This is a genomic window from Amycolatopsis saalfeldensis, assembly GCF_900110575.1.
Lineage (GTDB): Bacteria > Actinomycetota > Actinomycetes > Mycobacteriales > Pseudonocardiaceae > Amycolatopsis > Amycolatopsis saalfeldensis.
In genome coordinates this window covers 975,714-987,952 of record NZ_FOEF01000001.1, presented here as the reverse complement: position 1 = coordinate 987,952, position 12,239 = coordinate 975,714, and the positions used below count along the sequence as shown (strand labels likewise).

General features: G+C 70.2%; 13 protein-coding genes and 2 pseudogenes. 11 read left to right on the top strand and 4 right to left on the bottom strand.

Translation table 11 applies throughout. From position 1 onward, the window contains the following. From BMY97_RS04495 to BMY97_RS04480, 4 genes and pseudogenes are all read left to right on the top strand, one after another. Positions 1 to 354: pseudogene (locus tag BMY97_RS04495) on the top strand (SDR family NAD(P)-dependent oxidoreductase); the annotation flags it as partial. 172 nt (positions 355 to 526) lie between these two features. Further along, the gene (locus BMY97_RS04490; RefSeq protein WP_091612687.1) at positions 527 to 1,300 is read left to right on the top strand and encodes an SDR family NAD(P)-dependent oxidoreductase; all 774 of its coding nucleotides are present in this window, start codon (positions 527 to 529) and stop codon (positions 1,298 to 1,300) included. Between the two features lie 51 nt (positions 1,301 to 1,351). Then, positions 1,352 to 1,810, top strand: a complete 459-nt coding sequence (locus BMY97_RS04485) for a nitroreductase/quinone reductase family protein (protein ID WP_091612684.1) — start codon at positions 1,352 to 1,354, stop codon at positions 1,808 to 1,810. Positions 1,811 to 1,939: 129 nt separating this feature from the next. Further along, entirely contained in the window at positions 1,940 to 2,869 is a 930-nt protein-coding gene (locus BMY97_RS04480; protein ID WP_091612681.1) for an SDR family NAD(P)-dependent oxidoreductase, read from the top strand. A 9-nt stretch (positions 2,870 to 2,878) separates the two neighbouring features. Here the strand turns inward: BMY97_RS04480 and BMY97_RS47720 are convergent, their stop codons facing one another. Then, positions 2,879 to 3,373: a YkgB family protein gene (locus tag BMY97_RS47720; protein WP_218156675.1), complete on the bottom strand. Its 495-nt coding sequence runs from the start codon at positions 3,371 to 3,373 to the stop codon at positions 2,879 to 2,881. 594 nt (positions 3,374 to 3,967) lie between these two features. Further along, positions 3,968 to 4,594, bottom strand: coding sequence for a TetR/AcrR family transcriptional regulator (locus BMY97_RS04470; protein WP_245787135.1), 627 nt, complete (start codon positions 4,592 to 4,594; stop codon positions 3,968 to 3,970). A 61-nt stretch (positions 4,595 to 4,655) separates the two neighbouring features. Between BMY97_RS04470 and BMY97_RS04465 the strand changes: the two genes are divergently transcribed. From BMY97_RS04465 to BMY97_RS48175, 4 genes and pseudogenes are all read left to right on the top strand, one after another. Next, positions 4,656 to 5,861: a cytochrome P450 gene (locus BMY97_RS04465; protein ID WP_091612676.1), complete on the top strand. Its 1,206-nt coding sequence runs from the start codon at positions 4,656 to 4,658 to the stop codon at positions 5,859 to 5,861. Between the two features lie 201 nt (positions 5,862 to 6,062). Next, positions 6,063 to 6,323 (top strand): hypothetical protein, encoded by a 261-nt coding sequence (locus BMY97_RS48185; protein ID WP_245787134.1) that lies wholly within the window; start codon positions 6,063 to 6,065, stop codon positions 6,321 to 6,323. Further along, positions 6,283 to 6,384: pseudogene (locus BMY97_RS48180) on the top strand (hypothetical protein); the annotation flags it as partial. The gene BMY97_RS48185 and the pseudogene BMY97_RS48180, both read left to right, overlap by 41 nt. 596 nt (positions 6,385 to 6,980) lie before the next feature. Continuing rightward, positions 6,981 to 7,142 carry an alpha/beta hydrolase gene (locus BMY97_RS48175; protein ID WP_342743998.1) on the top strand — a complete coding sequence of 54 codons (162 nt, stop codon included), beginning with the start codon at positions 6,981 to 6,983 and terminating at the stop codon, positions 7,140 to 7,142. 85 nt (positions 7,143 to 7,227) lie between these two features. Here the strand turns inward: BMY97_RS48175 and BMY97_RS04455 are convergent, their stop codons facing one another. Then, complete coding sequence (locus tag BMY97_RS04455; RefSeq protein WP_091612673.1) at positions 7,228 to 7,716, bottom strand: nitroreductase family deazaflavin-dependent oxidoreductase; 489 nt, start codon at positions 7,714 to 7,716, stop codon at positions 7,228 to 7,230. Further along, the gene (locus BMY97_RS49030; protein ID WP_091612670.1) at positions 7,713 to 8,372 is read right to left on the bottom strand and encodes a TetR/AcrR family transcriptional regulator; all 660 of its coding nucleotides are present in this window, start codon (positions 8,370 to 8,372) and stop codon (positions 7,713 to 7,715) included. Before BMY97_RS49030 ends, BMY97_RS04455 begins: the two co-directional genes overlap by 4 nt. A gap of 116 nt (positions 8,373 to 8,488) precedes the next feature. On the opposite strand from BMY97_RS49030, the gene BMY97_RS04445 reads away from it, so the two are divergent. The 3 genes from BMY97_RS04445 to BMY97_RS04435 all read left to right on the top strand — a co-directional run bounded on the left by BMY97_RS04445 (position 8,489) and on the right by BMY97_RS04435 (position 12,224). Next, on the top strand, positions 8,489 to 9,634 hold the full coding sequence (locus tag BMY97_RS04445; RefSeq protein ID WP_091612991.1) for an epoxide hydrolase family protein: 1,146 nt from the start codon (positions 8,489 to 8,491) through the stop codon (positions 9,632 to 9,634). Positions 9,635 to 9,820: 186 nt separating this feature from the next. Beyond that, positions 9,821 to 11,242, top strand: a complete 1,422-nt coding sequence (gene rox / locus BMY97_RS04440; protein WP_091612667.1) for a rifampin monooxygenase — start codon at positions 9,821 to 9,823, stop codon at positions 11,240 to 11,242. Positions 11,243 to 11,465: 223 nt separating this feature from the next. Next, the gene (locus tag BMY97_RS04435; RefSeq protein WP_091612664.1) at positions 11,466 to 12,224 is read left to right on the top strand and encodes a hypothetical protein; all 759 of its coding nucleotides are present in this window, start codon (positions 11,466 to 11,468) and stop codon (positions 12,222 to 12,224) included. The last annotated feature ends 15 nt before the right edge of the window (positions 12,225 to 12,239 follow it).

The window sequence follows — 12,239 nt, the reverse complement described above, 5'->3', positions numbered from 1 at the left end:
GGGGCCGGGCGGGCGGATCTGGCCGCGGCGGCGGTGGCGGTGCTGACGCAGGAGGGGCACCTGGGGGCGACCTATGAGCTCGGTGGGGCACCGTTCACGCTGACCGAGCTGGCGGCGACGTTCAGCGAGGTCCTGGGGACCCCGATCGTCTACCGGGATGTGTCGGTCGCCGAGTACACGGCGACGTTGACGGGTGCGGGGGTGCCGCCGGAGATGGCTGCGGCGGTGGCTGATGCCGATGCCGGGCTGGCCCGCGGGGAGTTGTTCACCGCCAGCGAGGACCTGGCGAAACTCCTCGGCCGCCCGGCGACCACAGCACACGACGCCATCCGGAACGCCGCGGAGCCCCGATGAACCACGTCGACACCCGCATTTGGTCGGGGAGGGGAAACTGCTCCCGATCGTCTCGGGGCGCGCCAGGCACGGCGTGAGCGCGATTCCCGCACCCGGCGGCAAACGAGGAGACGGCGCGTGCCGTCGCCGGCTGATTACCACCCTCCTTTGAAGACCCGAGAGGCAGCACGCCATGACCACCCAGAGCACCACCGCCACACCGGAGCTCGCCGGCAAGACCGCCCTGATCACCGGCTCCACCAGCGGCATCGGCCGCGCCACTGCCGACACGCTGGCCGCGCTGGGCGCCCACGTCATCGTCTCCGGGCGTGATGCTCCGCGCGGTGAGGCCGCAGTGGGCGAGATCCGCGCCGCCGGTGGCCGGGCCGACTTCGTCGCAGCCGACCTGCGGGATTCCGCCAGCGTTCGCGGTCTGGCCGAGCGGGCCCTGGGGATCGGGGGCGGCCGGGTTGACATCCTGGTCAACAACGCCGCCGTCTACCCGTACGCGCCGCTCGCCGACGTCACCGAGGACGCTTTCGATCAGGTCTATGCCGTCAATGTCAAAGCGCTGTTCTTTCTGACCAAGGCCTTGGCGCCGGCCATGGTCGAGCACGGCGAGGGCGTCGTGGTGAACTTCTCCACCGGACTGGCCAACATGGGTGTCGCGACGGGCTCGGTCTACTCCTCCAGCAAGGGCGCGGTGGAGTCCTTGACTCGCGCTTGGGCGGCGGAGCTCGGCCCCAGCGGCGTGCGCGTCAACGCGATCAGCCCCGGGATAATCGTCACTCCCGGTCTCGACGGCGTCGACCCCGGAATCCTCGAATTGACCAACGGCGACCCCGCCGGCCGCCCCGGTCAACCCGAAGAGGTCGCTCGCGGGGTCGCGTTCCTTGTCTCCGACTCCGCGAGCTACGTCCACGGGGTCGTGCTGCCGGTCGACGGCGGAGCACTCGCCACCCTCTGATCGAAAGACCTCGATCCGCGGCTGATCCACCCATAGTTTTAAGGAGATCCAATGAGCTTCGATACCCGCGCGGGCACGCGCGGCGGCAAGGTTCCCGCGGGACGGTTCGTCCGCATGTTCAACAAACTGGCCGAGCGGTGGCTGCGCCGCAGGGGTGGCCGGGTCATGGGCTTGAGAGTGCTGGTGCTGACCACGACCGGCGCCAAGTCCGGTGCCGAGCGCACCACGCCGGTCGGCTACTTCCCGGACGAGGACGGAAGCTGGCTGATCGTGGCCTCCGCGAATGGCGCGGCCGGAAATCCGGGCTGGTACTACAACATCGGCGCGCACCCGGACAAAGTCCGTGCCGAGGTCGATGGCCGCACAGTCACGGTCGCGCCCCAGCAGTTGCGCGGGTCTGAACGCGAGACGGTGTGGAAGCGGATCACCGCGACAGCACCCCGGTTCGCCCAGTACCAGGAGAAAACGGATCGTGAACTGCCGGTCATCCGCCTCACATCGCAGCGCTGACCTCGCTCGCGATCTGTTCGTGTGCCTGCGAAAAACCAGGAGGTTCACCATGTCCGAACTGCGGGGTCCGGCCGGGAAGAACGGACAAGGCCGTCCGCTGCGCTGTCACGAAGTCCCGCGAGTCGCCGGGTGAGCGCCGCCGACGTCCCCATTGACCTGAGTGGCCGGATCGCACTCGTCACCGGCGGCACCGGAGGGATGGGCCGGGTCATCACGACCGAATTGGCTCGGGCCGGCGCTCACGTCGTCACCACGAGCAGGGACCCCGTGCAAGGAGACGCGCTGCGCCGCCGCGTCGCGACCGACGTGGGCGCCGACCGGGTCGAGGTGCTGACCGGAGACCTCGCGTCCCGCGCCGACCTGCTCCGGCTCGCCGCCGAGTTCGCGGCGCGACACGATGCTCTGCACCTGCTCGTCAACAATGCCGGTGCGCATTACCGGAATCGATGGCTGACCGTCGACGGCGTCGAGGCGCATGTGGCGGTCAACCACCTCGCCGGGTTCGGCCTCACCTACCTCCTGCGCGACCGCCTCCGGGCCGACCCTCCGGCCCGGGTGGTCAACGTCGTCTCGGCAGCGATGTCCAACATCCGCCCGCCGCTGTTCGGCCGCCCGCGTCCGGTTCCGCTCGACCTCAGCGGTGTCGCCGACGTGCGGGAACTGAACCCGGCCGAAGGGTTCGCGCCGTTCGCCGCCTACGCCAGGGCCAAACTGCTGGCCACCGTCTGCGGCTACGAATTCGCCGACCGGTGGCGGGACGAAGGCGTGACCGTGAACGCCGTGCACCCGGGAATCGTGAGCACCGGCATCGTCGACGACATCCTCCCGACGGTGCTCGGACCGTTCCGCTCGCTGATCCACCGGCGGCTGCTGACCCCCGAGCAGGGCGCCTCGGCAGCGCTGCGCCTGGCCACCGACCCGAGCCTCGCTACCGCGTCCGGTCGCTACTACGTGCGTGACCAGGAGAAGCGTTCCCCCGACGTTTCCTACGACCCCGTCACCCGCGCTGCGGCTTGGCAACTCAGCCTCGAATGGGTCACCACACCAGGCCGGTCCTAGGGAGCTGTTTTACGCCGCGGCTGGTGAGGCGGAGCCCCGTCGGGCGGCTGCGGTTTGCGACTCGCCCAAGGTCCACAGGGATGCGCCGAGCAGGACGAGGTCCTTGAGCAGGAACTGGCCGGTCGGGGAGAGCGCGGGCAGGCCGCCGGCGGCTGGGTCGCCGATGCCGGGGGTGGTGAACAGGAAGCTGAGCGTGGTCAGGAACAGCCCGACGGCGAGCAGACTGCCCACCGCCGAGGAGCGCGGCAGCAGGGGGCGCAACGCGATCAAGAGCGCCGCGGCGAGTTCGATGGTGCCGAATACCGCCGACAGCGCCCCTGGGTCGAGTACTCCGCTGGTCCAGCTCAGGAACGGGCTGTGCGAGACGTACTGCTGGATCCGCGCCGCCTCCGAGGCGGTGAACTTCAACGCGCCGATCCAGGCGATGACCACCACCAGGCCGTACCGCAGCACCACTGCCCCGGCCACGCCGATCCTGTTGCCCGTCTGCTGCGTGGAAATCACTGTGGCTGCGCCCTTTCGCCGGCTTCGATGATCGGCTCGACCGTAGTGACATCGGGGCGGGCGCGGGTGGGGCAGCGCATTACGGTTTTCTGACCAGGACGAGTGCCCGGGGCTCAGGCTGGGCCCGGATCGTTGTGGTGTGGGCGCCTCCACGCGCCGCTGCTGCGCCGCTCGTCGGCAAGCCGCCACGGCCGGGCCAGGTGGCCGGTTGTGGTGAGGGCCTTGCCCTGCGGGCTTTCGGCGGCTCGGCGGGCGTCCATCTCGGTCTGGCCGGCGCTCGCGCAAGTTGGGAGAGGCCGGATTCAGCGGGCACGGAGGTAGGTAGCGAACGTCTACTGTGTACTCAAGGTCGTGAGGCCGGTCGCCAATAGGTGCACTGATCGCGACCTGGGTTGCTTTCATGGCAAAGACCCTCGCGCTCGATCCCGAAGTCGCCGCACGACTGGATGGCGGGTCTATGTTGCTGTAGTCCTTGCAGCTCGGTGTGATTCTCGCCGTCTGGCAGGCGATCCTGCGCCGTGGGCAGGACGACAGGTGTTCCGGGCGTTCGACCCGTTTGTGCTGGGCACGCCGGCGCCGGCGGGTTCCTCCGCGTCAGTCCAGGACGGCTTCCGTCTCGAGCCCGGCCGTGAGCATGGCGATCAGGTTGGCGACGAAGGCTTCGTGGTCCAGCAGTACCGGTAGTCGTTCGTCGATGCGGTTTGCGCGGTCGGCGAGGGTCGCGGTGAGCATGGTGATCGTGAGGGCGATGCGTTCCAGTGCGACCGGCTCGGGCAGTCGTGCCCGGCAGCAGTCCTCCAGGAGGGCCAGCTGGGCGGCCAGCGCCGTTCCCGCGACCGGGTCGGGCAGTTCGTGGGTGCGGACGCCGGCGCGTCCGGCGAGTTGCGCGATGATGCGCAGGAAGTCTCGCCCGTCCTCGCGCGTGAGTTCGGCGGCGACCGGGCCCACGACGGCGGCGACCACAGCGCTGAGTTCCGGCTCCGATCCGAGCGCGTCCAGCGCGGGTTTTCGCTGGTCCTCCATGCGTTGGACATGCCGGTCGATGATGGCCGTCAGCAGGCCGTGCCTTGAGCCGAAGTGGTAGTGCACGGCCGAATCGTTCGCCTGGCCGGCCAGCGCCACGATGTCCCGCGTCGCCGCGCCGTCGATGCCGTGGCGGGCGAACAGGCGCGCACCGGCGCTGAGCAGCCGCTCCCTGGTGGTTGTGGCAGACCTTGGCATGCGGCTATATTAACCACTGTCGTTAATAACGGCGACCGTTAACCCCGATGAAGGGGGCGCCATGGCCGTTACTGCCTACTACGACCCGTTCGACGAAGCGGTACTGGCCGACCCGTATCCGGCTTACCGGCGCTTGCGTGACGACGACCCGGTGCACCGCCACGGCAAACCGCCGTTCTGGACCCTGGCCCGATTCGAGGACGTTTGGGGCGCCGTACGCGATCCCGGCACGTTCTCTTCGGCGCAGGGGTTGACCTTCCTCCCCGACGAGATCGGGAAACTCGGGCTCGCCCCGACGATCGTGATGCAGGATCCGCCGCTCCACGGCCAGTTGCGGGCGCTCGTCAGCAAGGGCCTCACCCCGCGGCGGGTGACCGATCTCGAGGCGATGATCCGGGCTTTCGCGCGGGAACGGATCGCGGCGATGGAGCAGCAGGCCGCCGAAGGCATTCCGGTTGACCTGCATCGGGACTTCTCCGCTCGTATTCCCACTTTTGTACTGGCTCACCTGCTCGGCGTGCCGGAGCACGACCGGGCGCGGTTCGGACCGTGGGTGTCGGCCCTGACCACGTTGCAGGACAGTGGTTTCGACCTCGCGGCGCTCAACGCCGCCGACGCCGTCACCGAGATGTTCGGGTACTTTTCCGAGGTGATCACCGCCCGGCGCGCGAATCCCGGCGACGATCTCATCAGCGCGCTCACCGCCGCGGAGGTGGCCGGGAATACGTTGACGGACTGGGACATTCTCGGGTTCTGCTTCGTGATGGTCGCGGGCGGCAACGACACCACCGGCAATCTCATCTCCCACGCGGTCACGTTGCTCGACGGCGATCACGCCCAACGGGAACTCCTGCTGCGGCAGCCGGACCTGCTGCCGGGCGCGCTGCTGGAGTTCCTCCGGATGGAGGGATCGGTGCAGGGCCTGGCGCGCACCACCCTTCGCCCGGTGGTGCTCCACGACATCGAGATCCCCGCCGGCGAGAAAGTGCTGATGCTCTTCGGCGCGGCCAACCGCGACGAGCGCGAGTTCGGGCCGACGGCCGACCGGCTCGACGTCACCCGCGAGATTCCCCGGCACCTCGGCTTCTCCAGCGGCCCGCATTTCTGCGTGGGCTCCCACCTGGCCCGGCTACAGGCGAAGGTGGCGCTCGAAGAACTGCTCTCCCGGCACCCGGACGTCGGCGTGGACCTCCCTTCCGCGGTGCGGCTGCGCTCTCCATTTACCCGCGGGTGGGTCAGCCTTCCCGTCACCGGGCTGGCGCATTAGGCCTCGCGGTGAGATGGGCCGAATGGCTACTTCTTCCCGGCCTTCCGGTCGTTTCGGGTTGGTCACGGGGTCCGAGTGCGCCACCGCCCACGTTCCACTGTCCTATCGGGACCCAGGTGGACCGCAGATCTCCTTGGCCCTGACCAAACGGCCTGCCACCGACCCGCAGCAACCCCGGCGGTCCCGCCGCGGCTGTCGCCGGTGCCGGCCGCGCGCTTCGACATCGTCGGGTTCGACCCGCGTGGCACCCACGACTCCAGCCCGGTCACCTGTTCCGACGACCCGGCCGACGACGCGAAACTGAACCCGGTCTTCCCTGTCACCGAAGCCGAAGTGGCCGCGGCGATCCGGCAGGTCGGCGAAGTCACCGCGCGCTGCGCACAGCACGCCGGACCGCTGCTGGCGCACATGTCCACCGCCGATGGCCCGGGACCTGGACCTGCTGCGCCGCGCCGTCGATGACCGGCAACTGACCTATGTCGGCACTTCCTACGGGACGCACCTGGGTGAGGTGTATGCCAACCTCTTCCCGCAACGGGTGCGGGCGATGGCGCTCGACGGCGTGCTGCAACCAGAGGACTGGACCACCGGCCGTCAGCCGGGGCAGGGCGACGAGCCGTACGTCTACCGGCTCGGCTCGGCTCGGCCCTCGGCGCCCAGACCGCGCTGGACACCATGCTGCGAGTTCGGCGGGCCCGATGCCACGGAGCAAAGCCTGCACCGCAAGTACGACGAGCTGCTGGCCACGCTGCGCCGGGGACCGATCACCTACACCGATTCGCACGGCGAGAAGCAGCAGATCACCTACCAGGAGCTGGTCGGCCGGATGCCGACCGCGCTGTACGGCGCGGATGCCGCCACCTACATCGGCCCTTTTCTTCAGGTGCTGTACCTCGCCACCCGGCATCCGGCCGCCGCCGCGGCCGCGCGTATCCCGACGCAAGCCCAGCCGCGGTTCTCCGACGAGCCGCAGAGTGCCGACAACGCCTGGCACAACGCCGTTGCCTGCACGGATTCCGACAACCCGCGCGATCCGCGGGAGGTCGGTCGCTATGCCCGGCTGGCCGACCGGCTCGGGGACCCGGCGACACCGTATGAGGCGCCGTCTCCGCCAGTCACCTGCTCGCCCGGGCCCGCCTGCTCACCGCCGACGTCCCCGGGCACGGCATCGCCTACGACGGCCGGAACCAGTGCGTGGACCAGTGGCTGGACGGTTACCTGACCGACCTGGCGCTGCCGCCGGCCGGCACGGTCTGCGCCGCCGAGCACGGAACCTCTTGAAGTGCGCGCCAAACCGCCAGCGGGCCCGCTGATCGCCGTGATGATCGAGGCCACGCGATGCTCCTCACCACGCCTGGCCGAGTGGTCAGCGGTCGTCGACGGGGCGGAAGGCGATCACGGGTAGTTCACGCACCAGGCGGTGGCGGGCCTCGTCGGTGCCGTCGTAGGTCCAGCCGACCAGGTTGCCGAGCACCCGCCGCAGGAGTGGGGCGACCAGGCGGTTCCGTTGTTCATAATCGGCCAGCACCGCGGCGGCGGCGTCTTCGTCGAGGATGCGATGGACCGGGACGAACTGCCGGCGGCCGAGGGTGATCTCGATCGCCGGGCGGGCCTGGATGTTGCGCAGCCAGTCGGTGGCCCGGCCGAAGCCGGCCATGACCATGACTTCCCCGGAGGCCGGGTCGGTCTTCAGGACCTCCACGACGGTCCGGTACCGGCGGCCGGAACGGCGGCCCTGGTGGGTCAGGCGCAGGAAGCGGTGGCCCAGCAGCCATCCGGCATGCCAGTCGTACAGGCGCAGCGGTGCGCGGAACACGGCTCGCAGCAGTGGGCCGGGGCGGCGTGGCTCGGTCATCGTGGCTCCTCCGCAGCTTCGTGGTTCGTCGTGGGGTCCACCGCTGCGGCCGGCTGCCACAGGCCCGTGGTGTAGAGGGCGGTGACTTCGTCGGACCAGCGGCGCAGCCCGTCGGGGGCGAGGGGGTCGGCGCCGAGGACCTCCCGGATCGGTTCGCGCAGCAGGATCATGGCCAGGTCGTTGGCGAGCAGCAGCGCCGCGCGCAGTGGAGTGTCTTCGTGCGGGGCGAGCAGTTGCTGTTCGGCCAGGGCCGTCAGCAGGCGCGCGGTCGCGGCGTGCCAGCTGCGGAACAGCCGCGTTCCGGCGGGATCGCCGGACAGCAGGAGCCACCGCAGGTACCCCGGCAACGGCGAGTCCGGCGGCAGGGCCCGCCCGATGGCGGTGGCGATCGACTCGCTCTGCCCGGGCAGGCCGGGACCGGCCAGCACCTCGTCCAGCAACGCATCGAACACCCTGCTGACCTGCTCGTCGACTGCCGCGCGCAGCCCGTCCTTGGTGCCGAAGTGGTGCACCACCAGCGCGGGTGAGACGCCGGCGGCGGTGGCGATCTGACGGAGGCTGACCGCGTCGGGGCCGCGTTCGGCGAACAGGCGCAACGCTTCGTTGCGGATGGTCGCCCGCGCGGTCAGATCGCCCGGCGATGGTACTGAACGCATGTACAGCAGACTAAACAAGTGTTCAGTACGGTGTCAACGACTGCTCCGCGGCGAAGCCGGAAGTGCGCAATTTCGTGCATCGATCGGACCGGTGCTCTTGATCTAGCGTCGTGGCCGTGACTGAGATCGAACCTTTCCCGGTGAGCATTCCCGAGCGCGCCCTGGAGGATCTGCGGGAGCGGCTGGACCGCGTCCGGCTCCCCGAAGCCGAGACCGTTCCGGACGGGACCCAGGGCATCGGCCTGAACCGGCTGCGGAGCCTGCTGGACGCCTGGCGGCAGCACGATTGGCGGTCGCTGGAGAAGCGATGGAACGCGATACCGCACTACCGCACCCGGCTGGACGGACTGGACATCGCGTTCTGGCACGTGCGCTCGCCCGAGCCTCGTGCCTCTCCGTTGGTGCTGACGCACGGCTGGCCCGGTTCGGTGCTGGAATTCGAGAGCGTCATCGGGCCGCTGACCGACCCGGTCTCGCACGGCGGCTCCGCCGAAGACGCCTTCGACGTGGTCGTACCCGCCATGCCGGGCTTCGGTTTCAGCGAGCGTCCCGACGAGCCCGGCTGGAACACCGGCCGGACCGCGCGGGCCTGGGCCGAGCTGATGACCCGGCTCGGGTACGAGCGCTTCGGCGCGCACGGCGGCGACTGGGGCGCGTTCATCAGCACCGAACTGGCCCGTCAGGAGCCCGAGCGGGTCGCCGCCCTGCACCTGACCATGCCGATCGCGTGGCCCCGGCCCGAGGACCTGGAGACCGCCGACGAGGCGGAGCGGCGCCTGATCGCCAAACGGGACCGGTTCCTGGCCACCGGCCCCACCCACGTGATCGCGCAGGGCATGCTGCCGCAGACGTTGGGCTACTCCCTGCTGGACTCTCCCGCCGGGCTCGCCGCGTGGCTGGACGAGGCGCTGGTCGCCTTCTCGGACACCCGGCCCGAGGCCGGCGGCGGCGTCAGCGTGGCGCAGCAGGTGGACGACATCGCCCTGTACTGGTTCACCGGCACCGGCGCCTCCGCCGCCCGGTGGTACTGGGAGTCGATGCGGTCGCGGCAGCAGCTCGCCCAGGAGCAGCCGGTCACCGTGCCCACCGCCTGCACGCTGTTCCCGGGCGAGCCGTTCCCCGTCGCCCGGCGCTGGGCGGAGCGCAGCTACGCCAACCTGATCAGCTGGAACGAGATGGAGCACGGCGGGCACTACCCGGGCTGGGAACACCCCGATGTGCTGATCAGCGAGCTGAGGAACGCGTTCCGGACGGTTCGTTGAACCACTCTGTCTACTGTGGATGGTGGCCTGGGCGCATGAAAAAAGCAGGGAGCTCTCCCTGCCACTTCCAACGTATACCGCACCACTGGGCTTGCGGCAAGGCCCCCGCGGTGGCGCACAATCGTCAGCCGTGGCCGGAGCGCGTTGTGTCCGGTGTGGAGACGAAGGTGAATCGGGGGAAGTTTCGTGATCGACGTGATCATCGCCGGCGGCGGGCCGACCGGCGTGATGCTGGCGGCCGAGCTGCGGCTGCAGGGGCTGGGCGTGGTCGTGCTGGAGCGGGACGCCGAGCCCGGCGAGATCGTCCGCGGGCTGGGCCTGCACACGCGCAGCCTGGAGGTGCTGGATCAGCGCGGGCTGCTGGAGCGGTTCCTGGCGGTCGGCACGCAGTACCCGATCGGGGGATTCGCCGGCATCGCCAAACCGACTCCGGCGCACCTGGACACCTCGTTCCCGCACATCCTCGGCCTGCCGCAGACCGTGGTCGAACGGCTGCTGGCCGAGCACGCCCTCGAGGTCGGCACCGACCTGCGGCGCGGCTGCGAGCTGGTCGGACTGAGCCAGGACGAAGACGGCGTGACGGTCGAGCTGGCCGACGGCACCCGGCTGCGCTCGCGCTACGTCGTCGGCTGCGACGGCGGCCGCAGCACGGTGCGCAAGCTGCTCGGGATCGGCTTCCCCGGCGAGTCCGCGCGGCACGAATGGCTGCTGGCCGAGGTGGAGCTGGCCGCCGGCGCCGACGAGGTGACCGCGGTGATGACGGAGGTCCGCAAGACCCAGCTGGGATTCGGCGCCGGCCCGCTGCCAGGCGGGGGCTACCGGCTGGTCACGCCCGCGTTGGAGGTGGCCGAGGGCCGCACTCGCCCGCCGACGCTGGACGAGCTGAAGGAGGCGACCCGGGCGACCGCGGGGACCGACTTCGGAATGCATTCGCCGCGCTGGCTTTCGCGGTTCGGCGACGCGACCCGGTTGGCCGAGCACTATCGGGCCGGACGGGTCCTGTTGGCAGGCGACGCGGCGCACACGCATCCGCCGATGGGCGGGCAGGGGCTCAACCTCGGTATCCAGGACGCGTTCAACCTGGGCTGGAAACTGGCGGCCGAAATCCATGGCTGGGCGCCGGAGGGGCTGCTGGACAGCTACGAGGCCGAACGGCATCCGGTCGCCGATTCGGTGCTGAACAACACGCGGGCGCAGTCGGAACTGATGTCCTTGGAGCCGGGCGCGCGGGCGGTGCGGCGGCTGGTTTCGGAGTTGATGGACTTCGAAGAGGTCAATCGGTTCCTGGTCGAGAAGGTCAGCGCGATCGGCATCCGTTATGACTTCGGGGAAGGCCACTACCTGCTGGGACGGCGGCTGCGGGACGTGGGGTTGAAGCGGGGGCGGCTCTACGCGCGGATGCACGCCGGCCGCGGGCTCCTGCTCGACCAGACCGGTGGGCTTTCGGTGGCCGGGTGGGGTGATCGGGTGGATCACGTCGTCGACGTGAGCGAGGAACTCGACGTACCCGCGGTGCTGCTGCGACCGGACGGGCACGTGGTCTGGGTCGGTGACGATCAGGCGGAGCTGGCCGATCGGCTGGCGCAGTGGTTCGGGACGGCCGGGTGACCGGGCCGGGTGGGTGATCGGGCCGGGTGGGCCGGGCTGGTTCAGGTGGGTGATCGGGCCGGGTGGGCCGGGCCGGTTCAGGCGGGTGCGGTGCGGTCCGAGCGCGTACAGCTTCAGCACAGGCCGGCCATAAGCGGCTCACATGAATGGTGAGCACTCTCTGGAAGGTCACCTACTTGGTAGGTAGGCAACCAGGTATCAGGCCGAGGAGAGGAACACCGTCATGAACGACTACGAACCGGCCCATCGCCCGCCCGCCGGGTCGTCCCCGGTGGCCGGACCCGATCGGGCAAGCCGGTCGCGCCGGTCGCGGTGGGGGAAACGAGGCACGTGGATCGCGGCCGCGGGGCTGACCGTGGCGATGGTCGGGCTGGCCGGTGCCGGCACGGCCTCCGCGGCGGAGCTCTCGCCGGCCGCGTCGACGCCGGTCGGTGGTGGACCGGCGGCCCCGCCGTCCGACGGGGGGACGACCGGGATCATCGACTCCAAGTCCGCGTCGAGCTTCACGCTCGCGACGGCGACGGGCGTGGAGGTGACCGTCAACGAGGATTCCGCCACGACGTACCGGCTCGGCATCCTCCCCGCCCCGGCGAATGTCGTGCGGACGGGTGAAAGCGTCCTCGTGCTGGGGCTCGTCGACAGCGCGACGATCACGGCTTCGCAGGTCACCGTGCAGCCCTTCGGCGACGGCGGCGCGGCGGCCGCCCAGAAGGCCGGGGTGATCGCCTTCCAGCAGGGCGTGCCTTCGCCGACGCAGTCGGTCGGCCAGATCCCGACGGACTACACCGAAGGGGACGGGACGATCGTCAGCGGGGCGGTGGCGGACAAGGCCACGACGGCCTCGCAGGCCGTGGTCCCCGGCGGCGTCGTCGACCGCGTTGTGCTGTTGAGCGACGGCGAGTACGAGGTCCACAACATCAGCATCAACTGGCCGCACCATGTCTTCGTCAGCAAGGACTTCAAGGTCCTCGGCTACGAGTGATCGCCGGACGGGCGG

Bases quoted from the DNA above. Each gene is read 5' to 3' on its own strand.
- BMY97_RS49030 (WP_091612670.1), bottom strand. From the start codon at position 8,372: ATGCGTTCAGTACCATCGCCGGGCGATCTGACCGCGCGGGCGACCATC.
- BMY97_RS04485 (WP_091612684.1), top strand. From the start codon at position 1,352: ATGAGCTTCGATACCCGCGCGGGCACGCGCGGCGGCAAGGTTCCCGCG.
- BMY97_RS04455 (WP_091612673.1), bottom strand. From the start codon at position 7,716: ATGACCGAGCCACGCCGCCCCGGCCCACTGCTGCGAGCCGTGTTCCGC.
- BMY97_RS04490 (WP_091612687.1), top strand. From the start codon at position 527: ATGACCACCCAGAGCACCACCGCCACACCGGAGCTCGCCGGCAAGACC.
- BMY97_RS04435 (WP_091612664.1), top strand. From the start codon at position 11,466: ATGAACGACTACGAACCGGCCCATCGCCCGCCCGCCGGGTCGTCCCCG.
- BMY97_RS04465 (WP_091612676.1), top strand. From the start codon at position 4,656: ATGGCCGTTACTGCCTACTACGACCCGTTCGACGAAGCGGTACTGGCC.
- BMY97_RS04470 (WP_245787135.1), bottom strand. From the start codon at position 4,594: ATGCCAAGGTCTGCCACAACCACCAGGGAGCGGCTGCTCAGCGCCGGT.